Source organism: Streptomyces sp. NPDC046465, from assembly GCF_040646035.1.
GTDB lineage: Bacteria > Actinomycetota > Actinomycetes > Streptomycetales > Streptomycetaceae > Streptomyces.
The window spans coordinates 115,694-140,239 of sequence record NZ_JBEYZK010000011.1 but is presented as its reverse complement, the minus strand read 5'-3'; the positions used below and the strand labels follow the sequence as shown (position 1 = coordinate 140,239).

The window sequence follows — 24,546 nt, the reverse complement described above, 5'->3', positions numbered from 1 at the left end:
CTGGCTTGCGGGGTGCTTCACGGAGGCGGGTCCAGGGGCCTCTGCCCGAGGACGTCGCCCCTGCCCCGCCGGTTCCTGCCGTCGCGGTTCAATCGCCGCAACAGCGCATCCGCGTCGGCGTGTTCAGGGTCCCATGTCAGGCACTTCCCCAGGGCCTCAATCGCCTCATCCCGTTCCCCGCGCCGGTCGAGTTCCACGGCGTGCCGGAAGGTCCGTTCGGCGAGCAGGCCGCGCACGCGCACATTGGTCGGATCGTGGTTGTACGCGCAGTTGAGCCACTGCTCGGCGGCGACGAAGTGTTCGGGCGACATGTCGGCCATGGCGGCCGCGCAGTGCACGTCGATCATCGCGTCAAGCACCTCGGCGCCGACGGGGCGGGTCGCCGCGTCCGTCCAGGCGATGTGCGCGGCCTGTACGGCGTGGTCGTACCTGCCGAGCGACAACAGGGCGCGCGCGCGGGCGAGTTGGCGCCGCGACGCGAGGTCGAGCGCCGGGGCGGCGGGTGAGCTGCGGTCGGGCGGGGGCAGGGGGCGGTCCAGGGCGTCGAGGAGCTCCTGCGCCTCGGCGATGATCTCGCGCAGCAGCGTGGCCGCCTCCTGCGACCTGCCCTGCCGCAGGAGCAGCCGCGCCCCTTCCAGGTCACGGGCCCCGGCGCCCTCCGGTGCGACGCGCGGATCGGGTACGGGGCCCGCGTCGCGGACGGCCCGCGGATCACCCGCGCCCCCGCCCTGCCGCACACCGCCCTGCCGCACGCCGCTCTCCCGTACGCCACTGTGCCGCCCGCGGCCTTCCCGTACGCCAGTCTCCGCCGCGCCGCGCTCCCGTCCTGTGTCCTCCCGTACGCCACCCGGATCGTGCGGGCCTCCCGGCTCCCCAGGGCCCTCCTCCTCCGCGCCCACCACCAGCGTCGCCGCGAGCGCCGGGGCGTCGGAGAGGGTGTCGTGGGCGGACGCGGCCGGCTCCAGGGGGCCCTCCTCCAGGGCGGCGGGGCCGGAGGAGGACGCGCCGCCCGCAAGGCGCACCGCGTGCTTCAGGGCACCCAGGGCCAGGAGCTCGGGCGGGCCCTGAACGCTCTGCCCGCCGAGCCCGGCGACCCGCGAACGCACCTGCTCCATCAGCGTGTTGCCGCCCACGAGCAGCAGCGTGTCGACGTCCGCGGGTGTCATCCCCGACTGGTCGAGCAGCGCCCGCGCCCGGTCCAGGGTGCGCCCCACGTGGCGCTGTAGGTAGCTGTCGAGATCCGGCCGCGCGAACCGTACCCACAGGGCGGGCCCGGCGCCGAGCTCCAGGTCGAGGACCGCCGCCCCGGGGCCCTCCGGCGCGCCGAGCGCCTCCCGCGCCTCCTGCCCCCGCGCGCGCAGGTCCTGCCACACCGCCGCGTCGACCCCGGTGACCGATCCCGCGCCGCGGTGCCGCCGCAGCAGCCGTACCGCCGACGACAGCGTCTCCGCGTCGAACGCGCGCCCCCCCGACGTCGCCCCGCCCTCGTAGCCGAGCGAGCGGAAGTGGCCGCGCACACTGCGGATCAGACCGAGCTCGAACCCCTCGTACCCCATGCCGTAGACCAGGCACGTGCCGCTGTCCCGGTCCGTCATGTGGCCGATCACCGCGGCCATGGAGTCGCTGACGAGCCGGGTCGGTTCCAGGCCCGCCTCGCGCGCCGCGTCAGCCAGCGCCGCCCGCTGCGCCGAGCCGAAGTGCGCGGGCACACTGATCACGGTCTGCGTCACGCGCCCCGGCGCCGCCGACTCCACGCGCTCCCGCACCGACCGCAGCAGGCGCGCCACGATCCGGTCCGCGTCGACCGGCTTCCCCCCGAGATGGACCGGACGGCCGCTGCCCAGGCGGCTCTTGAGGCTCGGGAAGGTCACCGGCAGTTCGCCCACCTCGGACGGCTCGCACAGCAGCCACGGCCCGTCGCCCCACTCCGGCGCCAGGCGCCGTCCGGGCCCGCCGCCCGACGCGAACAGCGCACGGATGCCCGTGGCGCCGAAGTCGATGCCGAGGCTGACGGGCGCCGCGCCCGTCGCGGGCCCGGCGGGCGGCCCAGCCCGCGTCATCCGCCCGCCGTCTCGTCGGCGAACCGCAGGATGCCCTCGTAGTCCGGCTTGTCGGGGAGCGTCGGCACGGCCCGCTCGGACTGGGCGACCGCCACCAGATTGACGAGGTTGCGGGCCTGCTGGGCGGTCTGCACCCGGTTGCCCTGCCGGTGGGCCTGCTTGACGTACTCGACCGCCTCGTTGATCTGCCGGACCGTGTCCGGCGGGGCGCCCTCCGAGGCCAGCTCGGCCTGCCGGAACTGGCTCGCGAGGCCGCACTGCCGGTACATGTCGTCGAGCAGCAGCTCGGTCAGCCGCTTGTACTCGCCGCTGTCGCCCATCGCCGCCGCCCGCTGCGCCTGCTCGATGTCGCGGCGCACCTTCATGGCCTGCACCGGCTCGATGTAGGGCCCGTACCGTTTCACGAAGTGGTCGGCCTCCCGCTCGGCGTAGCCCAGCTGTTCGCGCAGCACGGCGCTGTCCAGCTCCTCGACGGGCTCGGGGGGCGGGGTGCGCGGCTTCTCCCGGTTGGGCGTGGCCTCCAGGGTCATGTCGGTGCCGCGCACGGAGATCTTCACCGTGATGATCCGGTCCGCCGAGTAGTTGAAGGAGACGTCCACCTGGCGGTTGACCTCGATCTCCTGCGGCAGCTCGAACTCGACCACGCCCTGTTCGTGGTTCTCGCTCGCCACCCTGCTGTCGCCCTCGTAGACCGGCACCCTGATGCGGCGGCTGTCGGTGGCGTGGAAGGTGCGCTGGCGCGGCTCGGAGAGCGGGTACGGCGAGCCCGCCTCGATGATCTCCACGAACACGTCGCGCTGGCCGCCCTTGATCGCGGCGATGCCCATCGCCATCGGCGTCGACTCGTACAGGCCCGTGTCGCCCTTGGAACGCCCGTCGGCCAGGCTGCGGCCGCACGCCGTGCAGGCGTCAGAGCCGTACTCGTTGACCTTGGCGCACTCCGGGTCCGAGCACTCGACCCCGCGCAACGTCTCGGCGAGCACACCCGCGCCGAAGGCCACGCACTCCATGGGGTTGATGTTCCTGCGGACCTTGTCCGCGCCGAAGAACGCCTCGACCGCCTCGTACACCGGCCGTGTGAGCGTGCCGCCGCCCACCAGGAGCACGTCGGAGATGTCGTCCGTGGAGAGTTCGTAGCGGGCCAGGGACTCCTGCACCAGGCTCATGGTCCGCGACACCAGCGGCGCGATCATCGCCTGGAACTCGCCGCGCGTCAGCTTCATCTCGACGTCGAGGACGCCGTTCTCGCTGCGGTACGCGGCCGGGATCACGATGTACGTCTCGGGCAGGTCGTTCAGCTCCCGCTTGGCGCGCTCGGCCGCCTTCTTCGCCTGGAAGAGGAACGCCTTGTCACCGGCCGGGTCGACGTGGTGCTCCTCGCGCATCCACGTGATGATCCGCTCCACGATCGCCAGGTCGAAGTCGTCGCCGCCCAGCCAGATGTCACCGGCCGCCCGCAGCACCTGGAACTGGCTCCTGCCCTCCTGGTCCTTGACCGTGTTCAGGATCGAGATGTCGAAGGTGCCGCCGCCCAGGTCGTACACGAGCACCCGGCTGCGCGCGCCGCCCGGCTTGTGCAGGCCGAAGGCGACCGCGGCGGCCGTCGGCTCGTCGACGATCTTCTTCACGACCAGGCCCGCCTTCTCGGCGGCCTCGCGCGTGGCGGCGCGCTGCGCGTCCCTGAAGTAGGCGGGCACGGTGATCACGGCGTGCGTCACCGGCTCGCCGAGGACCCGCGAGGCGTCCCTGACCAGCTTGTCCAGGATCACGCTCGAGATCTCCGCCGGGGTCCTCGCGCGCCCGCCGAGCAGCACGTACGCGCGCGGGTCCTCGTCCGGGCCCGCCACGATGTCGTAGCTCATCCGGTCCCGCGCCTTGACCACGGACGTGTCCGCGAAGTCCCGGCCCATCAGGCGCTTCACGGAGACGATGGTCTCCTTGGGCTGCCTGACCGCCCAGTTCAGCGCGTCCTCGCCGACCAGCGGCTGGTCCTTGCCCTCGCGGTGCACGACGCCGACGACGGACGGTGTGAGCCGCTCGCCCTTGCTGTTGGTCAGCACCGCGATGCCCGCGCGGTGCGGATCGTGGGCGGCGACCGCACTGTTGGTGGTGCCGAGGTCGATGCCGATGGCCTTCATTCCCGATCCGTCCCTTGTTCCGTGCCGCCGTCGACGGCGACGACCACCCGGGCGGCGCGCAGTACTTGCCCCCGGTATCGATACCCGCGCTGCAGAATCTCAAGGACCTCGTCGCCGTCCGTTCCGGGCGGCGCGGCCCGCACCTCGGTGACGTGGTGCGTGGCCGGTTCGGCCCGCTCGCCGACGAGCCCGACGCGTTCGAGTCCTTCCTCGGCCAGGTCCCGCTCCAGTTGCCCGGCCATCAGTGCCAGGCTCGTGCGGTACGTCTCCACATCGCTCGCCGCGCCGTCCGCGAGGAGCCGGTCGAAGGAGTCGAGGACGTCGGCGCAGCGCAGCAGAAGGCGCTCGGTGAGAGCCCGGTGGGCGGCGTCGCGGGCGGCCAGCGCGCGGGCGTGCTCGTAGCGCTCGTAGGCGAGCCGGGCCGTCGGGTCAGACATCGAACCGGATCAGGCCGTCGAGGAGGCGCGCGATGGCCTCCTCCGGGAGGGTGGCGTCCGGCGGGGGCTGCTCGGTACTCACCGCTGTCAGCTCCCGGTCGATGTCCGCCGCGGCCAGGGGGAGTTCGGCCGCCAGGTCCACGTCGTACAGGAGCAGGTCGACGAGCAGCCTGCGGCGCACCCCGCGCACCTCGTCCCACGCCTGCTGGGTGGCGGGCGTCATCAGGTGCCGGGCCAGCAGCTCGAAGGAGACGTCCCGCATGTCCTTGTGGGTCGTCCAGGGGGTGACCCCCGCCGGGGCGAGCACGTCATAGGGGGAAGGTCCGCCCCCGTCCGGGGAAGGGTCCTCGATCACGCGACGCTGCCTCCTTCTTCGTTCCCGAGTACCTGCTTGGGGGCTTCAGGGGCGAGTTCGGCGAGCCAGCGCTGGGCCGCGCCGAGCAGGGCCCGCCGGATCCGGCTGTCGGTGGGCTCCGCGCGGGTGGCGCGGATCAGATGGTGCAGGGCCCACAGGAGGTCGCCGCCGAGCAGGGCCCGCTCCGCCCGGCCGGTCAACTCGGCTGCCCAGGACGGCAGATCGTCGTCGTCGGGCGGGGTCTCCTGGCCGTCGCTGCGGATCAGATCGCCCATGCCCTCGACACCGAGGTGCCGGGTGATCAGCTTCTCCATCTCGTCGAGGGCCTCGCCGAGCGTCTCGCGGTAGCGGTGCGTGAGTGCCTGCCCGAGGCCCACGTCGAGGAGGCCGAGCGCCTCGTGGAGCAGCTTCAGACGCGCGGGCACCACGTGCGTCCGCTCGTCCAGGGTGAAGACGAGGGCCCGCGCGAGATTGTCGCGGGCGTGGCTGGACTCGGGGTTGAGGGCGAGGGCCCGGCGCAGGTCGGCCTCGGCGCCGCGCATGTCGGAGCGTATGCCGTGCTTGGTACGGGTGTAGCCGCGCCACACGCCACGCATCGAAAGCAGCGCCGAGAGCTTCGCGTTCAGTTGGCTGAGCAGCTCGCGGTCGAGCGGAAGCAGCACGCCGATGGCCGACTCGACGAGCGTGACCGCTTCGTCCAGGCAGCTGCCGAGCTGGACGCCCTCCTCGTCGGTGAGCGCCTCGACCCGGCCGAGCACGGTACGGACCACGGCCTTCTTGGATCGGGCCTGCATCCCCGCGTTGCGGGAGACCTTCACCAGCTCGTCCCACTGCGTCAGCGCCTCGTCGAGCCCGCCGTCGCCGCGCGTCAGGGCCGTCCTGGCGAGTGCGAGGCGTACGTGCACGGCGAGTTCGACGCCGTCCTGCAACAGGCGTGCGTGGCGCCGCGGGAGGCGGACGTACGCGGGGTTGCGCCGCAGGAAGTCCTGGCAGCGTTCGCATGCCCCGGTGTGCTCCGCCTCCGAGGCGGGCCCCGCGCAGTCGTCCGGCAGGGTGATCAGCGTGCGGAAGACCGGAAGCGAGCGCAGCGCTGCCCCGAACTTCCGCACCTCGGAGAGTGCGAAACTCCGCGCCAACTCCGAGAAGGCCCACCGCAGTTCGCGCACCGCGTACTCGCCGGGGTCCTTGCCCTGCTGGGCGGCCGCGTCGAGGGCGGCGGTGAGCTCGGCGAGCTGCTCCTGCAGGCCGAGGAGGCGCAGATAGCGCGGCCCGCAGGCCAGCGCGGCGCCCGCGCCCGGCACGGACGGCAGGCCTCCCACGTCCTTGAGGACGCGCGCGCCGCCCAGCTCGGATTCGAGGAGTGACGCCAATGCCTGGTAGGCGGCGGCCTGTTGGGGTCTGTCCTGTTCGGTGTGCCGCTGCTCGTAGGCCGACAGCTGCCCGAACAGGTGCTGGCTGAGCTCCCAGCGCAGCGACGCCATGTCGTCGTGCGTCAGGTCGCGCCGGTAGGCCCCCGCACGCTCGGCGCGCCAGCCGTCCCAGTACTCGTCGTCGCTGAGCAGCGTCGCCCAGTACGCGAGGGCCGACTCCCAGGCGTGCACCGCGTGCTCCCACGCCCCGCTCTGCTCCAGCTCCTGCGCCTGCCAAAGCCGGGCCGCGGCGAGCCCGTGCACCACGGCCATGTCGCCGGGCGCCTCCTTCAGCCGCCGCTCCCACTCGGCGGCGGCGGCCTCGCGGTCCCTGGCGAGGAGCAGCAGCAGCGGGGCGTCCTGCGGCGAGCACGCGCACAGGGCGTCCAGGAGGCCGGGCCCGTCGTCCGGCGAGAGCCCGGCGAGGGCGGCGCGCAGGGCGTCGGGGGAGTGCCAGCGGTAGAGCAGCGCGTCGAGCTGGAGGCGGCGCCCCGGCAGCCGCAGCCGCTCCAGGGCGACGCGCTCGTGCCACGACATGGTGCCGCGCTCCAGAAGGGCGTACGAGGCGTTCTTCACCACGTCCATGGAGGCGCCGGGGTCGACGCCCGCGTCCCGCAGGGCGAGGTAGGGGAACGCCTGGTCCCGCACGGCGAAGGGATCGGCGACCAGGGGAGCGCTGGTCAGGCCGTCCGCCCAGGGCAGCAGCCCGATGAGCCGCCGGAGCCTGCGGCACCGCACGTCGGCCCGGTCCAGGGCCCCGCCCGCCTTCTCGTACGCGGCGACGGCGGCGCTCCACCGCCCCGCCAACTCCAGCAACCGCCCCTCGGCGTACGCCAGATGGGCGTCCGCGTCCCGGTGCCCCGGACACTGCCGGAAGGCGTCGGCGGCCTGCTGCCACTCCTGGTGGGCGTCGGCGAGACGGCCGCGGGCGTAGGCGGCCACGGCGGGCGCGTCACGGTGCGGGCCAAGGGCGTCGGCCTCCGCGGCCACCCCGGCCCAGTCCGCGTCGGCCTCGGCGGCCCGCACGCGCGCGTACCGCCCCCGCGCGGCGGCGTCCGCGCCGCACGCCTCCTCCGACTCCAGCGCCGCGTAGGCCTCGGCGACCCGCTGCCACGCCCCGGCGTCCCCGGCCGCCTCCTCGTCGAGACGGGCCCGCACGTACCGCTCACGGACCGCGACGTCGGCCCAGCCGCGGCCCAGCTGACGATAGGCGTCGATCGCTGCCGACCACTGCCCGGCCGATTCGTGGGTGCGGGCGAGGGCGTAGCGGTAGAGGTGGGCGGCTTCGTGCTCGTGGGGCGGGGTGTCGGGGGACCGGCCGGGCGTGGCGTCGGGCGCCGTGCCGGGCGGTTCCGGGGCGCCGTCGGGGAAGGCCCGCCCGTAGATCTCGCAGGCCGCCGCCCAGTCACCGTTCTCCTCGGCCCGGCGGCCCTCGGCCTTGCGGCGCAGGGCGGCGACCGCGCCCTCACGGGCCCCGTCCGGTACGCCGGTGAGGAGGCTGAGGACCGCCGACCAGTCGCCCCGCAGGTCGGCGGCCACGCGCGCGCGTGCGTACAGCCGCCGGACACGCACCTCGCCGTCCGCGTACGTGTCGGGCAGCCGCCCGAACCCGTTGATGACGCCGTTCCACTGCTCCCGCGCATCGGCGGCCCGCCCGCGCGAGTACAGCACCCGGTCGGGTACGTCGGACACCTCGGACGGCAGCCCCACGAACAGCGCGAGCGCCTCGTCCCACAGCCCCTGCGCCTGACAGAGCCGCCCGCGGGCGTACGCACAGAGGTCGCGCGCGTCGGCGGGTACCCGGTCCGGGTGCCAGCCCGGCGGGGTTGACGGGCGGCCGGGTCGGCGGGTGCCGTTCGGTGTGTCCGGCGCCCGTGCACCGCTGGGCACGCCCGGTGCCTGGCCGCGCTCGCGGCTCCGGCCGGGACCGCCCGGTGCCCCACCGACGCCCTCGCTCGCAGCTCGCCGCGCGCCCACGCCCCGGGTCCGGGAGCCGTTCTCCGCGTGGTCCACGGCCGCAGGCCCGGCACCGGCCGACTCGCCACCGCTCTCCGTCGCCGCCGCGCACTTCCCGAACGCCTCCGCCGCGGCCCCCCAGTCACCCGCCACCGCCGCCAACTGCCCCTCCGTGTAACGCCGCAGGGCCCACGCGGCGCGGTAGCCGTCCGGAAGCTGCGTCAGGTGGGAGAGGGCGGCGGGCCAGAGCTCCGCTTCCACCGCCGTCAGTGCCGCCTCGTACACGCGGCGGCGCAGGTCGCCGAGGTGCGGTTCGGTGTCCCAGTCCCGCGCGGCCGCCGCCGACAGATCCGTCAGGGCCTCGGCGAAGCGGCCCGCGTCCGCCGCGCCCCTGCCCCGTACGTACAACAGGCGCACCGCACTGTCCTGGAAGCCGTCGGCCGCCGCGTACCCCTCCGCCGCCGCGACCCACAGCCCCGCCGCGTCGGCCGCCCGCCCCGCGCAGTAGCCGGTCCAGGGGCGGCAGTCGGGCCCGCCCCGCGCGAAGGCGTCCCGTGCCGACGCCCAGTCCCCGGCCTCCGCGGCCGCCCGCCCCCGCGCGTACGCCGCCCGCGCCACCGCGTCATCGAGCCCCGCGCAGGCGGCGTACGCGGACTCCGCCGCCCGCCAGTCCTCGCTCGTCTCGGCGGTCCGCCCGGCCACGTAGGAGACCCACGCCGTGGCCGTCCCGTGGCCCGGACGCAGCGCCAGGACGGCGGCGTACGCCCGAGCCGCCGTATCCCAATCGCCCACGTGCCGCGCCCGCTCGGCGGACTCGCAGGTCAGGGTCACATGCAACTCGTCGCGCGCCGCCGCGAGCCGTTCGGCGACGTCCCGCAGCCCGCCGGGCCGGGCCGCGAGCGCCTCTTCGTAGCGGTCGATCGCCGTCTTCCAGTCGGCCGTCGCCTCCGCGGCCCGCGCCTCCTCGACGAGCGCGGCGAGCCGCCGCAGCTCGTCCACCTCCGCCTCGAGCGCGCCGGGCACCGCACCCGGCAGCCGCTCCCGTACCACGGAGAGCTGCGCCACGGCGCCCGCCGCGTCGCGCTCCGCGGCGAGCAGACCGCACAGCTTCTCCAGCTCGGGCCAGGCCTGCTCGAAGGCCGCTTCGGCCCGCATCCGCCGCTGCTCGTCGGCGTAACTCTGGGTCGGCGTACGGAGGATCCGCTGCACCTGCTCCCAGTGCCCCAGGTCGCGCTGGAAGCGGGCCGCGCCGATCAGGGCCGCCGAGCCGACGTGTCCGACGGGGCTCTGGAAGGTGCGCAGCGCGTCCGCGCCCTCGCGCAGCGGATCCGCCACCGCACCCGCCCCGAACTCCTCGTCCCGCACCTCGCGCGCCTTGAACAGCCAGCCCTGTCGGCACTCCTCGTGCAGGAACAGCGCGGGGGTCGCCCACTCCACGGCCGTGTGCTCCGGCTGGTGGTAGATGCGCAGCCGCGCCGCGGCCATCGCCTCGTCGACGGTCTTGTTGGCCGCGATGCCCTTGAGGAGCTCGGGGCTGAACGTGCCCGCCGCGCCATCGCTGACCCGCCCCCGCATCGCCACCACGGCGGGCACCCCACCACCGATCAGGGCCTGCGCGAGCCCCGAGAAGGGTTCGAGGTGCGAACTGTCCGCGCTGGAACAGAGGTTGAGCGCGACGAGCCTGAGCCGCCGTGCGTTCAGCAGGGTCGCGCTGAGCAGATCCGCGGGCACCCGGTCGATGCCGCCGCCCTCCGTCTCCAGGGCCACCACGCCCTTGCCGAGCTCCTCGTCGTACGACCCGTGCGCGATCAGCAGGACGGCCGTGGGCAGTTCGGGGTGCGCGCCGAGCGCCGCGTCGAGGCTCGCGCGCGTCGCCCGCTCCAACACCGTGAGCTGTACGGCCACTTCGGGAAGGTCCTGGCGCAGCGCGGCCACCTCCTGGGCGGCCCGCAGCGCGGTGAGGCCCCGGGGTGACGCGCAGGCCACGAGGAGGCGGATCACGCTGGGCTCGTCCGCGGGCTCGGGAAGCCGTTGCCCCAAGGGGCCGCCGGGCAGCGAACGGACCAGTGAGTAGCCGTGGTTGAGGGCGAGAGTCTGCTGCGGGCTGCCGGGCGGCGCGCACAGCGACTCCAGGGGGAGGTCGCGCAGCTCGGGCGGCAGGTCGAAGCGGATCCGCAGTCCGCGTGAGGGACGCATCCGCTGGGCGCGGTCGAAGGCGGCTTCGACACACGCGCCGACGTCGGCACCGATGCGCGCGCCTCCGTCGACACCGACGTGCGCGCCCGCGTGGACCCCGGGCCCGCCCTCTCCTCGGGCCTCCTCGGCGCCCCCCTCCGCCGCCGCCCCTCCCGCACCGAACAGCAGCCGGAACACGCCACGTCCCAGCGTCCGTAACTGGGGCACGGCGTGCTGTTCGCCCAACGGCCCGTACCCGAGCTCCGCCGTGATCAGCCGGTCCCACTGCTCGCGGAACGCCGCGGGCTCCCCGCCGACCGCGATCACCTCGGCCGCGCACGCCGGGCCGTTGGCGGTCAGCAGGTAGCGGGCCGCGCCGACGCGGCGGACCCGGATGCGCAGTTCCTCGTAGGCGAGCACGGGCGTCACTGCTCGCTCTCGTCGGACTGCCACATCACGTGGTTGAGGTCGGCGACCACGGCTTCCCGCTGCTCCACCAGGTCGGGATCGTCCGGGAAGTGCACGAGTGCGGCGGTGAGTTGCTCGATGGCCTCGCGCAGGGTCGCCCGCGCGCCCGACAGGCTGCCCGAGCTCCAGCGCGCCGCGGCGAGACTGCGCAGCACGGTCCCGAGGCTGACCTGGGGCCGCAGCAGATGCGGATTGAAGGCGACGGAGCGGCGCAGATCGGCGACCGACTGGTCGAGCGGCGTCTCCTCGTCGTTGGCCAGGGCGATCCCGCGGTCGGCCAGGACGCGCGCCAACTGCCCTTCGAGGCGGGCCCGTTCATTTGCGCCGATCACGGAGCGCGTCGCGTCGAGCGTGGACACCGCGAGGCTCAGCCGCCCCTCGCGGTGCGCCGCACGCGCCGCGCCGAGCGCCATGTCGACGATGGCGGTCTGCGTCTCGCGGTACCGGTCGAGCTCCCTGCTGTGCACAAGGGCGCGGCGCCAGTACGCGGCGGCCGCCCGGAAGTCGGGCCGCACGGTCGTCATTTCGGTGCGTCCCATGCTGAGTCGCGCCTCCAGGGCCAGTCCGCGGGCGTCGAGGGCGAGCCTGCGGTGCTTGTCGGGGAGCCCGGCGTAACCGGGGTTCAGCTCGTCGAAGCGCGCGCACCCCGGTTCGCACACGGCCCCCGTGCCTGGGCCGCCGCGCGCCCGGCAGTCGGAGCAGCGCAGCTCGCTGAGGGCGGCGAGGGCCTCGGCGGCCTTGTCGTGCCCCAACAGGAGCTGCGCGAAGCCGAGTTCGGAGAAGGCGTACGTGAGGGAGGGGTACGGGGACTCGGCGTCCTGTGCGGCGGCGAAGGCGCCGAACTCCGCGGATCTGCCGAGTTCGGCGATGCGCAGCGGGCCGCAGAAAAGTGGTGCCCCGCCGCGCCCCGTGGACGGAAAGCCCCCGGCCGCCGCGAGCAGCTTCGCGGCGTCGGCCTCGCGCTGGAGCAGGGGGCCCGGCGCGACGCGCGTCCCGGCGTCGTCCTCGCCGGGCATGCGACGTTCGAGGACCTCGCGCAGTCCGGCGCGCAGGGCGGGTACGAGGGCGGGCTCCACGGCGGCGTCGTACCGCCGGGCGGCGGAGGCGAGGACGTGTTCCCAGAAGCGGGCGTCGTGCAGCACGGCGGCCCAGGCGGCGACACAGCGCTCCCACCCCGAACCGCGCTGTTCCGCACGGGAGTTGAGCAGCGCCAGCGCAAGGGTATGGGTGACCCGGTGATCTGCGGGGTCGTGCCGCACGGCGTCCCCGAGCAACGAGACGGCAGCCGGGCGCCGCCCGCCGCGCAGCAGGGCGACGGCGTACAGGGGGGTGTGGGCCCAGGCCTCCGGGCGGCCCCCCTGACCGACGTCGACTCCATGAGCCGCTTCGACCAGCTCCCCGGCTCGCGCCCACCTTTCGGCAGGGGCCGCCAGGGCGGAGACGGCGGCCCGGCGCAGCCGTAGGGCCACCTCGCGCGCGGAGCGGCCGGAGAGGGCTGCCAGGACCCAGCGGGCCTCGTCGTCCAGCGGGCCGGTCAGGGCGGCGGCGCGCAGGTCGCCCAGCGCGGCTGCCCGGTCGCCCGCACGGGCGCGGACGTAGGAACGCTGGACGAGGCTGCGGCTGTGCGGGACGGCGCAGGCGAGGGCTGCGCTGAGGTGCTGCTCGGCCACCGCGAGGTCACCGCGGTGCGCGGCCGCGCAGCCCAGCCAGTGCAACGGCCCCGACGCCGCGGGTCGCAGGGCGCGGGCCCGCTCGAACTCGGCCTCGGCGCCCTCGGCCTCCCCGCGGACGAGCCGCACACGCCCCGCACCGGTCAGCGCCCGCGCCCCGACGCGCGCGACGCCCTCCGCACCCGGACCGCTGCGACTCCCCTCGCTTCCCCCACCCCCGGCGAGGCCGCCCACGGCAGCAGGCCGCCCCGTGGCGCCGCCCCCAGCGCCTGGGCTGCCGGGCCCTCCGCTTCCGGCGAGGTCGCGCCCCGCGCCCGGGCTGCCGGGCCCTCCGCCTTCCCCACTCCCGGCGAGGCCGCCCACGGCAGCAGGTTGCCCTGTGGTGCCGCCCCCGGCGCCTTGGCTGCCGGGCCCTCCGCTTCCGGCGAGGTCGCCCCCCGCGCCCGGGGCGGGCCGCACCCCCGCCATCGCGAGCGCCGCGCAAAAGTGCTGCTCCGCCACCGCGATGGCGCCCCGCGCCAAGGCCGACTCCCCGTCGGCGCACTCTTGTTCGGCGCGGGGCAGGTCCGTGCTCGGGTCCGTCCCCGCGGTCTGCGCAGTCACAGTCAGCCCCCGATCCGCGGCGGACGGCCCGCCGCGTCCTCTCGTCGGCGGATCAGCCGGCGGCCTCGTCCAGGACGGAACGCCAGCGTCCCTGGGCGCGGTCGAAGTGCAGCGGTCCCACCGTGAATTCCGCCAGGTCGAGCGCGGCGAGCAGCGCGTACGCCTCGGCGGGCAGATCGGGCTCCAGTACGACGTCGAGCCCGGTGGCCGCGTCCTGCAGCACGATCGGCCGCGCCGGTCCCGCGGTGGGCGCTGCCGGACGCGCCGTCCGTCGTACGACACCCTTGAACGTGTCGTACGCGTCCTTGACCGCCTCCGCCCCGAGGCCGCTGAGGAACGACTGCAGGGGCAGCGACACCAGGACGATCCACTGGATGTCGGCCGCCCCGCGGTGGTCGAGGGTGCGGCGGACCCGGACCGGTGCGGCGCCGAGCCCGTCGAACGCAGCGACCAGCTCCCGGCGCAGGTCTTCGGGGACCTCTCGGTCCAGGAGCAGCTCCGCTCGCAGCGGCGCATCGGTCATGGAGGTGCTTCCTTCCGGGGGGCGTGGACGGCAGCCTAGGGGCGTGAGCCGTGCGTACGCGGGGAAACCGGTGATTAGGTGGGCCGGATCCGGGGCGCGTACCCGGGCTCGTGCCGGGCGGGCCGACCTGGGACGCCGCCCCCTCCCACGTGCGCCCCCCGCGCGCCCCCCAACGCTGCCCCGCGCGCCCCGGGTTCACGCAATGGTGCGGTCATGTGCGCCATCACGGATGGCAGTCGAGAGCCCCGGGTAGAGCCGGGCACATGACGCAACCGTTCGAACTCCCGCGCTTCTACATGCCGTACGTCGCCCGCCTCAACCCGCACCTGGAAGAGGCGCGGGCGCACTCCGCGCAGTGGGCGCGCGGCATGGGCATGCTGGAAGGTTCCGGCATCTGGGAGCAGCGCGATCTGGACGCGCACGACTACGGCCTGTTGTGCGCGTACACCCACCCCGACTGCGACGGCCCGGCGCTGTCGCTGATCACCGACTGGTACGTGTGGGTCTTCTTCTTCGACGACCACTTCCTGGACATGTACAAGCGCACCCACGACCGGTCGGCAGGCAAGGCACACCTCGACCGCTTGCCCCTCTTCATGCCGATGGACCTCTCGACCCCCGTGCCCGAGGCGCGCAACCCCGTGGAGGCGGGCCTCGCCGACCTGTGGGCGCGCACGGTGCCCGCGATGTCCAAGGACTGGCGCCGCCGCTTCGCGGAGTCGACCGAGCATCTGCTCAACGAGTCGATGTGGGAGCTGTCCAACATGGACGAGGGGCGGATCGCCAACCCCGTCGAGTACATCGAGATGCGCCGCAAGGTGGGCGGCGCCCCCTGGTCGGCGGGCCTCATCGAGTACGCGACCGCCGAAGTGCCCGCGTCCGTCGCCGGTTCCCGGCCGCTGCGCGTCCTCATGGAGACGTTCGCGGACGCCGTCCACCTGCGCAACGACCTCTTCTCGTACCAGCGCGAGGTCCAGGACGAGGGCGAGCTCAGCAACGGCGTGCTGGTCCTGGAGACGTTCTTCGGCTGCACGACCCAGGCGGCCGCCGACACCGTCAACGACATCCTGACGTCACGGCTGCACCAGTTCGAGCACACGGCGGTCACCGAAGTGCCCGCCCTGGCCCTGGAGAAGGGCCTCACCCCGCCGGAGGTCGCGGCGATCACCGCGTACACACGGGGTCTGCAGGACTGGCAGTCGGGGGGCCACGAGTGGCATCTGCGCTCCAGCCGGTACATGAACGAGGGCGCGCTCGACGCCTCGCCGCTCGCCGGGCCCACCGGCCTCGGGACGTCGGGGGCCGGTGTGGGGGCCCTGCTGTCGGCGGTGGGGGCGGAGCGGGTGCGGGCCTTCACGTTTGTGCCGTTCCAGAAGGTGGGGCCCTCGCTGCTGCCGGACTTCCTCATGCCGTTCCAGGTGCGCCTGAACCCCGATCTGGAGGGCTCGCGGCGGCGTCTCACCGGGTGGGCACACGCGATGGGCATCCTGGGGGAGGGCATCTGGGACGAGGACAAGCTGATCGCGTGCGACCTCGCCCTCTGCGCCGCGGGCATCTCTCCGGAGGTGACCCCCGAAGTCCTCGACCTCGGTTCGCAGTGGCTCGCTTGGGGCACGTACGCGGACGACTACTACCCCCTGGTCTTCGGCCGTCGCCGCGATCTCGGCGCGGCGAAGGTGTGCACCGAGCGGCTCTCGGCCTGCATGCCGGTCCACGGCGAAACGGTTCCGCCGCCCGTCAACGCCCTGGAACGGGGCCTGGCCGACCTGTGGCGGCGCACGGCCGAGGGGATGTCGCGGGAGGCGCGCGGCACGCTCCGCGCGAACATCGACAAGATGACGGAGAGCTGGCTGTGGGAGCTGGCCAATCAGTTCCAGAACCGCATCCCCGACCCCGTGGACTATCTGGAGATGCGCCGCATCACCTTCGGCGCCGACTTCGACCGCGTCCTGGCGCGGATCAACCAGGGCTCGAACGTGCCGCCGGAGGTCGCGCGGAGCGGCCCCGTGCGCTCCTTGGAGAACTCCGCCGTCGACTACGCGATGCTGGTCAACGACGTCTTCTCGTACCAGAAGGAGATCGAGTACGAGGGGGAGTTGCACAACGGCGTCCTCGTCGTGCAGAACTTCTTCGGCTGCGACTACCCGGCCGCGCTCCATGTCATCGACGATCTGATGACGCGGCGCATGGAGCAGTTCCAGCACGTGGCCGCGCACGAACTTCCCGACCTGTACGACGACCTGGAACTCTCACCGGACGTGCGCGCGGTCATGGGACAGCACGTCATCGCCCTGCAGGACTGGATGGCGAGCATCCTCAACTGGCACCGGAAATGCCACCGTTACGGCGCCGATGACCTGGCGAGGCGGACCCATGGTTTCGTGCCCGACATGGTGCCGAGGGTGCCAGGCGAGGTGCCCTCGATCGCCGCCTCGATCGCCGGTCCGCGCTGACGTAGTGGAAGGTCTCGTTCGGGTTGATTCATCCGGAATGCAGGATTCGCGGAACTTCGCCGGGGCGCCGGGAGTCCTTTGAAGTGAAGGCGGCTTCTGAGGGGCCGCGACACGGGGGATGAACACGGGGGTGTTCGAATCATGACCGACATCTTTGAGCGCATCGCGGAACAGCCGGTGGACGACGCCGGAGCACAGGGCGCGGAGGGAGCAGAGGGAACGAAGGCGGTAGCGGGGCGGCCGCGCGCGGCGGGTGAACTGGCGCCGTTCGTGGCGCCGTTGACCGTCCCGCCCGTGCTGCGTCCCGACTCCGCGGACGTGCGTGAAGAGACGGAGATCGCGCTGCGGCCGACCTGGGTGCGGCTGCACCCGCAACTGCCGCCGACCCTGATGTGGGGGTATGACGGCTCCGTGCCGGGCCCCACCATCGAGGTGCGGCGCGGGCAGCGGATCCGCATCGCCTGGACCAACCGCATTCCGGAGGGCGAGTTTCCCGTCACGGCGGTCGAGGTCCCGCTCGGCGACCCGCGGAGGGACCCGCCGCCCAGCACCGTGCCCGGCCGCGCGGGCGTCGAGCCGAACAAGGACGTGGCGGCGCTCCCCGCCTGGTCCGTGACGCATCTGCACGGCGCCCAGACGGGCGGCGGCAACGACGGCTGGGCGGACAACGCCGTGGGGCACGGCGACGCCCAGCTCTCCGAGTATCCGAACGACCACCAGGCGGTCCAGTGGTGGTACCACGACCACGCCATGAACATCACCCGGTGGAACGTGATGGCGGGCCTGTACGGCACCTATCTGGTCCGGGACGACGAGGAGGACGCCCTCCAACTCCCGTGCGGGGAGCGGGAGATCCCGCTGCTCCTCGCCGACCGGAACCTCGACACGGACGAGGGCGACGGCCGGCTGAACGGCCGCCTGCTGCACAAGGTCACCGTCATCGACCCGAAGAACCCCGAGACGGGCAAGCCGGTCTCGCTGCCCTTCACGGGCCCGTACACCACGGTAAACGGCCGCATCTGGCCGTACGCCGACGTGGAAGCGGCTTGGTACCGCTTCCGCCTGGTCAACGCGTCGAACGCCCGCATCTACGACCTGGTCCTCGTCGACGAGGACAACAACCCCGTGCGGGGCGTCCTCCACCAGATCGGCAGTGACGGCGGGCTCCTGCCGCGCCCCGTGCCGGTCGACTTCGAAGGGGCGCTGCCGACGCTCACCGTCGCGCCGGCCGAGCGCATGGACCTCCTCATCGACTTCAGGGGTCTCGCCGGTCAGCGGCTGCGCCTGGTCAACAAGGGCCGCGCCCAGGCGCCCGGCGTGCCCGACGTGGCGAACGACGTGCGCTATCCGCAGGTCATGGAGTTCCGGGTGGGGGAGTGCGCCGAGCCCGACACCTTCGAACTGCCGGAGGTCCTCTCCGGCTCGTTCCGCCCGATCACGCACGACATCGAGCACGGCCACCGCCTGATCGTGCTGACCCCGCCCGCCACCAAGGGCGGCGGCGGGCACCCGGAGATCTGGGAGATGACCGAGGTCGAGAAGCCGGGCGACATCCAGGTCCCGACCGAGGGGATCATCCAGCTGCGCGGCGAGGACGGCAAGGTGAAGACGTATCGCCGGACGGCCCGCACCTTCAACGACGGCCTCGGCATCAACATCGCCGAGGGGAGCCACGAACAGTGGAGCTTCCTGAACCTCGCTGTGAACCCGCCGGTGCTCCACCCCATGCACATCCACCTGGCGGACTTCCAGCTGCTCGGCCGGGACACATATGACGTCTCTGGCTTCGACGTCACCATCGGCGGCACCCGCACCCCGGTCACCGTCGACCCGCGAAGGCCGGTCCCCCTGGCGCCGAACGAGCGAGGCTGGAAGGACGTCTTCCGGGTCCCCGGAGGTCAACTCCTGCGCGTCATGGGCAAGTTCGACGGAGCGTACGGCCGCTTCATGTACCACTGCCACCTCTTGGAGCACGAGGACATGGGCATGATGCGGCCCTTCGTCGTGATGCCGAAGGAGGCCCTGAAGTTCGACCACGGCGCGGGGCACGGCGGCGGGCACGGGGACCACGCGGCGTAGCGGCCTCGACGGACGGCCTAGGCGGCCACTCCGGCGTGCCGCACGGCGGCTTGGGCCAGCGCTCGCACCATGGGGTGCGGCTGCGAGCCGTCGCTGGCCAGTTCGGGCTGGAAGAGGGAGGCCAGGAAGAAGGGGTGGCCGGGGAGCTCGGCCACCCGGACCTGGCCCTCCTCGTCCGTGCCCGTGAAGCGCAGCCCGTGCGCGCGCAGCGTGTCGAGGTGGGCGCTCGGACCGTAGGAGCAGTGGTAGCGCTCGACGCTCCGGGTGGCGCCGAGCACCGACTCGGCGAGCGAGCCAGGAGTGATCGTGACCGTGCCCTCGTGGCCGACGAGGGAGCAGGCGAGCGGCGTGATGAGCAGGTCCTCGGCGTCGGGATCGTTCTCGGCGTGCGCGATGCCGGTCAGACCGCAGACGTTCCGCGCGTACTCCAGGAGCGTGTGCTGGAAGCCGCCGCAGGTGGCGAGGAAGGGCACGCCGTCCTCGCGGGCCGTGCGGATCGCGGCCAGCGCTCCCGCTTCGCTCCGGTAGGGACTGCCCGGCAGCACCCACACGGCGTCGAAGCCACGCACCGCGTCCGGCTCCGCGGCGTCCTCGGTCGGTATCCAGTACGCGTCGAGGACGAGGTGGTCCTGGGCGGCGAGGGCGTCGAGGAGGAGGGGGACCCGGGTGTGGGCGACGACGTTCGGCGAACGGTCACCGATCAACGCGATGCGCGCCGTGGGCGAGGTGCGGGCGACAGGGGAGTTCTGTGCTGTATCGAGGGTCATGCCGTTCATCCTGGTCGCGCCCCTCCGTTCACGTCCAACGATGAAATCTGCACCTCCCATAAGCGTTTCTGATGGGGTGGGTGATCCTTGAGGAATGGACCCGCACCTCCTGCGTACGTACGTGACAGTGGCCAGGCTCGCCTCGTTCTCCGATGCCGCCCGCGAGCTCGGCTACACCCAGTCCGCCGTCTCCCAGCACATCGCCGCCCTGGAACAGGACCTCGGCGCCGCCCTGCTGACCCGCCGCCCCGTGGCCCCCACACCGGCGGGCGCGCGCCTCCTGGAGCACGCGGGCGCCCTGCTGCTGCGCCTCGACGCGGCCCGCGCCGAGGTCGTCCGCATGGCGGCCGCCCCCGAGCAGGGACTGACCCTGGCGGCCGCCCCGACCGCACTGACCCGGCGTACGGTCGAGGCGCTGCCCCCGGCGGGCGTCACCCTGTCCGTGCTGCCCCGCGAGGAGATACCGGCGGCCGTCGCGACCGGCGCCGCCGACCTCGGCCTCGTCGACGGGCTCGCCGCCCCGAGGGACCCCTTGCGCCTGCCCGACGTCGCACCGCTGAGCGCCTGTGGCATCGCGGAGGAGCCCGTTGCCGTGCTGCTCCCCGAAGGGCACCCGCTGGCCCGGCGCGCGGGCCTGCGCCTCGGCGACCTCGTCGACGCCCGCTGGCTGGATGCCCCCGACACCGGGTTGCCGCTGGCTCAACTCCGCGCGGCCAACGGCATATCGGGCTTCCGGCCCGCGCTGCGCTACGACGGTACGGACCTGCGCACCCTGGCCTCACTGGTCGCCTCGGGCCACGGCCTCGCCCTGCTGCCACGCACGGTGGCCGACGAGGCGCGGGGGACCGTCGCCGTGCCCCTGACGGCGCCCCGCGTCGTCCACCGCACGGAACTGCTCCACGCGGGCGCCCTGCGCGGGCCCGCGGCGGTACTGGCCGCACAGCTGGACGTCACCCGTTCGTGAGGCGTCGCCGCCGGGTCGCTCCGGGTAGAGCTGTGGCCGGAGGCGAGCCATGGATCAGACCACGTTGCGTCCCAAGCCGATGCCGGGCCAGTACCCCGGCCAGAACCCGGGCCCGGCCCCCGGGGGGCAACCCAGGAAGGGCCACAGGCCGCATGCCGCCCGGCGCCGGGGGCGGCGCCTCGTGCCCCTGCTGGCCGGAGTGGTGTGCGCGGCGGCCCTGGTGCTCTGCGGCGTGGGGCTCGGCACGGTGAGCGCCACCGTCATCGGCATGAGCAAGCTGGCCGACATGCGGAAGGCAGCACAGGGACCCGGCGCCCCCTTTCCCGGACCGGGCGCCCCCTTTCCCGGACCGGGCGCACCCCCTCCCGGACCCGGCGCCCCCGCCCCCGGACCCAAGCCACCCGCCGCCCCCATACCCGCCCCCGCACCGGCCCCCGCACCGGCCCCCGCCCTCGCGCCGAAACCGGAGCCGCGTCCGCCCGCGGCCCGGGCCAGGGCCGCCACCCTCGGCATCGAGGCCGTCGACGCCCCGGCGGGCGCGGGCGCGTTGCTGGTCGGCGTGCACATCCCCCGGCCCCGGATACACCGCAGGACTGGTGCGCGGGGACACCCTGTTGATGTTCGGCAAGGCGCGTGTCGACTCGGCGGCCGAGCTGGCCTCGGTGGTCGCCGCGGCGCGCCCCGGCAGGCCCGTGACGCTGACGGTGCGCCATCGGCAGGGCGGCCGCCAGATCCTGTCGGCGCGGCCGGGGGTCGTGACCTGACGCCGCGTCGGCCGGGGCCCGGGCCTTTATGGGCCGCGGTCGCTTTTATGGGCTCGCGGTCGTCCGTGGCGGCGGGCAAGATGCAGGCGTAGCCAACAGGAGGTCTTTCATGAGCACCGCGCCCGCGCCTTTCACCGCCGACGACTACAAGGCCCGTATGGAGCGCGCCGCCGCCGCGGCCGCCGAAGCGGGCCTGGCGGGCGTCCTCGTCGCCCCGGGACCCGACCTCGTGTGGCTCACCGGCTATCAGCCGACCGCGGCGACCGAGCGCCTGACGGTCCTGGTGCTCGCGGCCGGGCAGGACCCGGTCCTCGTCGTGCCCACCCTGGAGGCGCCGGACGCCGCGCACGCCGCGGGGGCGCCCGCGCTCACCCTGCGGGACTGGACCGACGGCAAGGACCCGTACGCCGTCACCGCCCCGCTCCTTGACGTGTCCGGCCGCTTCGGAGTGAGCGACAACGGCTGGGCGATGCATCTGCTCGGCTTCCAGAAGGCGTTGCCCGGCACGTCGTACGTGTCCCTCACCGAGGGACTGCCGATGCTCCGTGCCGTCAAGGACGCCGCCGAACTGGAGCGCCTCGCGGCGGCGGGCGCGGCGGCCGACGCGACGTACGAGGAGATCCAGAAGGTCCCCTTCGCGGGCCGCAGGGAGACGGACGTCGCCGCCGATCTCGCGGACCTGCTGCGGCAGTTCGGGCACTCCCAGGTCGACTTCACCGTCGTCGGCTCGGGCCCCAACGGCGCCAACCCGCACCACGAGGCGGGCGACCGCGTCATCGACCACGGCGACATGGTCGTCCTCGACTTCGGCGGCCTGCTGCACGGCTACGGCTCGGACACCTCCCGCACCGTCCACGTCGGCGAGCCGACCGCCGAGGAGCAGCGGGTCCACGACGTGGTGCGCGAGGCGCAGGCAGCGGGCTGCGCGGCGGTGCGGCCCGGCGCCGCCTGCCAGGACATCGACCGCGCGGCCCGCGCCGTGATCACCGAGTTCGGCTACGGCGAGCGGTTCATCCACCGCACAGGGCACGGCATCGGCGTCACCACCCACGAACCGCCGTACATGATCGAGGGCGAGGAGCAGCCGCTGGTGCCGGGCATGTGCTTCTCCGTGGAGCCCGGCATCTATCTGCCGGGCCGCTTCGGAGTGCGCATCGAGGACATCGTGACGGTCACCGAGGAGGGCGGCCGACGGCTGAACACCACCGCCCGCGAGATGGCGATCGTCGACTGACCAGCCCATGACAGGCGCCTAGGCCGCGTCCAGGATCACGCACGACTCCGCGGGCAGGCGCACCCCGCCGTCCGGGCCGGGCGCGGGGACCGGCTCCCACGCGGCGAGCACGCGCGCGTGGCGGCCGTCCAGCGGTACGGCGACGGGTTCCTTGCCGAGGTTCACCGCGATCCGCAGGTCCCCGCGGCGGAACGCGAACCAGCGGGCGCCCTCGTCGTAGGCCACCCGCACCGCCGCCAGATCCGGGTCCGTCAGGTCGCCGCGGGTGCGCCGCAGGCCGATCAGGTCGCGGTACCAGGCGAGCAGCCGCGCGTGGTGGCCGTCCGAGGGTTCGGACCAGTCGAGGCAGGACCGGTCACGGGTGCCGTGGTCCTGCGGGTCGGGGATGTCCTCCTCGGCCCACCCGTGCGCCGCGAACTCCCGGCGCCTGCCCCGGCGTACGGCCTCGGCGAGCGCGGGGTCGGTGTGGTCCGTGAAGAACTGCCAGGGCGTGGAGGCGCCCCACTCCTCGCCCATGAACAGCATCGGTGTGAAGGGGCCCGTGAGGGCGAGCGCGGCCGCGCAGGCGAGCAGGCCGGGGGAGAGGGCGGCCGAGAGCCGGTCCCCCTGTGCGCGGTTGCCGACCTGGTCGTGGGTCTGGGTGTAGCCCAGGAAGCGGTACGCGGGCGTCCGCGCCCGGTCCACCGGGCGGCCGTGGGCGCGCCCACGGAACGTCGAGTACGTCCCGTCGTGGAAGAACCCGCTGGTCAGCGTCTTGGCGAGCGCGGCAAGCGGGGCCTGCGCGAAGTCTTCGTAGTACCCCTGCGCCTCGCCGGTGAGCGCGGTGTGCAGGGCGTGGTGGAAGTCGTCGTTCCACTGCGCGTGCAGGCCGAGTCCGCCGCTCGCGCGCGGGGTGACGGTCCGCGGGTCGCCGAGGTCGGACTCGGCGATCAGGGAGAGCGGCCTGCCGAGCTCGTCGGCCAGGGAGTCGACGGCCGCGGAGAGTTCCTCCAGGAAGTGCAGCGCGCGCGTGTCCCGCAGCGCGTGCACCGCGTCGAGCCGCAGACCGTCGATGCGGTAGTCGCGCAGCCAGGCCCGCGCGCTGCCGAGCAGATACGCGCGCACCTCGTCGGATCCTGGCGCGTCCAGGTTGACCGCCGCGCCCCAGGGCGTCTGGTGCGTCTCCGTGAAGTAGGGGCCGAAGGCCGGCAGGTGGTTGCCGGAGGGGCCGAGGTGGTTGTGGACGACGTCCAGGACGACGCCGAGCCCGTGCGCGTGGGCCGCGTCGACAAATCGCTTCAACGCCTCGGGCCCGCCGTACGGTTCGTGCACCGCCCACAGCGAGACCCCCTCGTACCCCCAGCCGTGCCGGCCGGGGAAGGGGCACAGCGGCATCAACTCCACATGCGTCACACCGAGCCGGGCGAGGTGCCCGAGCCGGCCCGCCGCCGCGTCCAGCGTGCCCTCGCGTGTGTACGTCCCCACATGCAGCTCGTACAGGACCGCGTCCCGCACCCCGCGCCCAGCCCAGGGCGTCCGCCACGCGTACCGGTCGTGGTCGACGACGGCGCTCAGCCCGTCGGGGCCGTCCGGCTGGCGCCGCGAGCGCGGGTCGGGCAGGACAGGGCCCCCGTCCACCGAGAAGCCGTACCGCGCCCCGTCCTCGGCCGCCGCGTCACCCGACCACCACCCCGCGCGGTCCGCGTCGCGCTCAAGGGCGCGCGTGCTGCCCGCGCACTCCAATTCGACCCGCTCGGCCTCCGGCGCCCACACCTCGAACCTCACCGACGGTTCCCCTTCGTCCGCTGTCCGACACCATGCGTCCCATGGTGTGACGCATGGTGTGACCCATGGTGCGTCAGAAACCCTCTGCCCGTAGGGGGAAGCAGTCGATCGGCCGCCTTTCCCGGCGTTCTGGACACCCGGGGCGCGGTTGCCCGACAATTCCCTGGTGACATCGTCTTTCGAGTTCTCCACGTACCCCGCGCGGGTGACGGACGCCGAGCGCGACCGGGCGCTGGACGCACTCAGGGAGGGTGCGGCCGCCGGCAGGCTGTCCCACGACACCTTCGTGCGGCGCATGGAGCTCGTCCTGTCCGCCCGCAGGCCCGACGAACTGGCCGTGCTCACCGCCGACCTGCGGACCGAGGGACGCTGGACGCGCAGGGTGCTCGGCGGCGTCGGCGCGGTCTCCGGGTTCACGATGAAGCTGCGCAGGGCCTGGCAGGCCGAGCGGCTGCCGAAGCTGCTGCTGCCCTCGCCCGACAGCGTCCACCCGCTGCGGATAGGCCGCGACCCCGCCAACGGCCTGCGGCTCAGCCACGACACGGTCTCCCGGGTCCATGCCGAACTGCGGCGCCAGGGCGGCATGTGGGTGCTGCGCGACCTCGGCTCCACCAACGGAACCTCCGTCAACGGCCGCAGAGTGACCGGCGCCGCCCTCGTCCAGGACGGCGACCTGGTGAGCTTCGGCCGGATGGCCTTCCGCCTCGCCACGAGCTGACGCGCGCGC

14 protein-coding genes and 1 pseudogene are annotated in these 24,546 nt (G+C 74.0%); 6 read left to right on the top strand and 9 right to left on the bottom strand.

The annotated features are described in order from the left end of the window. Positions 1–17: 17 nt before the first annotated feature. Genes ABZ953_RS18830 through ABZ953_RS18800 form a run of 7 tightly spaced genes read right to left on the bottom strand, consistent with a single transcriptional unit; the run spans position 18 to position 13,794 of the window. Positions 18–2,060: an Hsp70 family protein gene (locus tag ABZ953_RS18830; protein ID WP_361724690.1), complete on the bottom strand. Its 2,043-nt coding sequence runs from the start codon at positions 2,058–2,060 to the stop codon at positions 18–20. Continuing rightward, entirely contained in the window at positions 2,057–4,198 is a 2,142-nt protein-coding gene (locus ABZ953_RS18825; protein WP_361724687.1) for an Hsp70 family protein, read from the bottom strand. Before ABZ953_RS18825 ends, ABZ953_RS18830 begins: the two co-directional genes overlap by 4 nt. Then, entirely contained in the window at positions 4,195–4,635 is a 441-nt protein-coding gene (grpE, locus tag ABZ953_RS18820) for a nucleotide exchange factor GrpE (RefSeq protein WP_361724684.1), read from the bottom strand. Before grpE ends, ABZ953_RS18825 begins: the two co-directional genes overlap by 4 nt. Then, positions 4,628–4,990: a hypothetical protein gene (locus ABZ953_RS18815; protein ID WP_361724681.1), complete on the bottom strand. Its 363-nt coding sequence runs from the start codon at positions 4,988–4,990 to the stop codon at positions 4,628–4,630. The genes grpE and ABZ953_RS18815 overlap by 8 nt, the downstream gene beginning before the upstream one ends. Further along, positions 4,987–10,983, bottom strand: coding sequence for a CHAT domain-containing protein (locus ABZ953_RS18810; protein WP_361724678.1), 5,997 nt, complete (start codon positions 10,981–10,983; stop codon positions 4,987–4,989). Before ABZ953_RS18810 ends, ABZ953_RS18815 begins: the two co-directional genes overlap by 4 nt. Further along, the gene (locus ABZ953_RS18805) at positions 10,956–13,271 is read right to left on the bottom strand and encodes a hypothetical protein (RefSeq protein ID WP_361724675.1); all 2,316 of its coding nucleotides are present in this window, start codon (positions 13,269–13,271) and stop codon (positions 10,956–10,958) included. Before ABZ953_RS18805 ends, ABZ953_RS18810 begins: the two co-directional genes overlap by 28 nt. 52 nt (positions 13,272–13,323) lie before the next feature. Beyond that, positions 13,324–13,794: a hypothetical protein gene (locus ABZ953_RS18800; RefSeq protein ID WP_361724672.1), complete on the bottom strand. Its 471-nt coding sequence runs from the start codon at positions 13,792–13,794 to the stop codon at positions 13,324–13,326. A gap of 263 nt (positions 13,795–14,057) precedes the next feature. Here ABZ953_RS18800 and cyc2 point away from each other — a divergent pair, with 263 nt between their 5' ends. Both cyc2 and phsA read left to right on the top strand, forming a co-directional pair. Further along, positions 14,058–16,247: a germacradienol/geosmin synthase Cyc2 gene (cyc2, locus tag ABZ953_RS18795; RefSeq protein WP_361724670.1), complete on the top strand. Its 2,190-nt coding sequence runs from the start codon at positions 14,058–14,060 to the stop codon at positions 16,245–16,247. Between the two features lie 141 nt (positions 16,248–16,388). Then, entirely contained in the window at positions 16,389–18,326 is a 1,938-nt protein-coding gene (phsA, locus tag ABZ953_RS18790) for an O-aminophenol oxidase PhsA (RefSeq protein WP_361724667.1), read from the top strand. A gap of 17 nt (positions 18,327–18,343) precedes the next feature. Here the strand turns inward: phsA and ABZ953_RS18785 are convergent, their stop codons facing one another. Beyond that, entirely contained in the window at positions 18,344–19,093 is a 750-nt protein-coding gene (locus ABZ953_RS18785) for a hypothetical protein (RefSeq protein ID WP_361724664.1), read from the bottom strand. Between the two features lie 94 nt (positions 19,094–19,187). Here ABZ953_RS18785 and ABZ953_RS18780 point away from each other — a divergent pair, with 94 nt between their 5' ends. The 3 genes and pseudogenes from ABZ953_RS18780 to ABZ953_RS18770 all read left to right on the top strand — a co-directional run bounded on the left by ABZ953_RS18780 (position 19,188) and on the right by ABZ953_RS18770 (position 22,055). Beyond that, complete coding sequence (locus tag ABZ953_RS18780) at positions 19,188–20,057, top strand: LysR family transcriptional regulator (RefSeq protein WP_361724661.1); 870 nt, start codon at positions 19,188–19,190, stop codon at positions 20,055–20,057. A 49-nt stretch (positions 20,058–20,106) separates the two neighbouring features. Next, a pseudogene (locus ABZ953_RS18775) lies at positions 20,107–20,821 on the top strand (PDZ domain-containing protein). A 109-nt stretch (positions 20,822–20,930) separates the two neighbouring features. Continuing rightward, complete coding sequence (locus tag ABZ953_RS18770) at positions 20,931–22,055, top strand: aminopeptidase P family protein (RefSeq protein WP_361724658.1); 1,125 nt, start codon at positions 20,931–20,933, stop codon at positions 22,053–22,055. 18 nt (positions 22,056–22,073) lie between these two features. On the opposite strand, the gene treZ is transcribed toward ABZ953_RS18770, so the two are convergent. Then, positions 22,074–23,819 (bottom strand): malto-oligosyltrehalose trehalohydrolase, encoded by a 1,746-nt coding sequence (treZ, locus tag ABZ953_RS18765; protein WP_361724655.1) that lies wholly within the window; start codon positions 23,817–23,819, stop codon positions 22,074–22,076. Positions 23,820–23,985: 166 nt separating this feature from the next. Here treZ and ABZ953_RS18760 point away from each other — a divergent pair, with 166 nt between their 5' ends. Further along, complete coding sequence (locus ABZ953_RS18760; RefSeq protein WP_361724652.1) at positions 23,986–24,537, top strand: DUF1707 and FHA domain-containing protein; 552 nt, start codon at positions 23,986–23,988, stop codon at positions 24,535–24,537. The last annotated feature ends 9 nt before the right edge of the window (positions 24,538–24,546 follow it).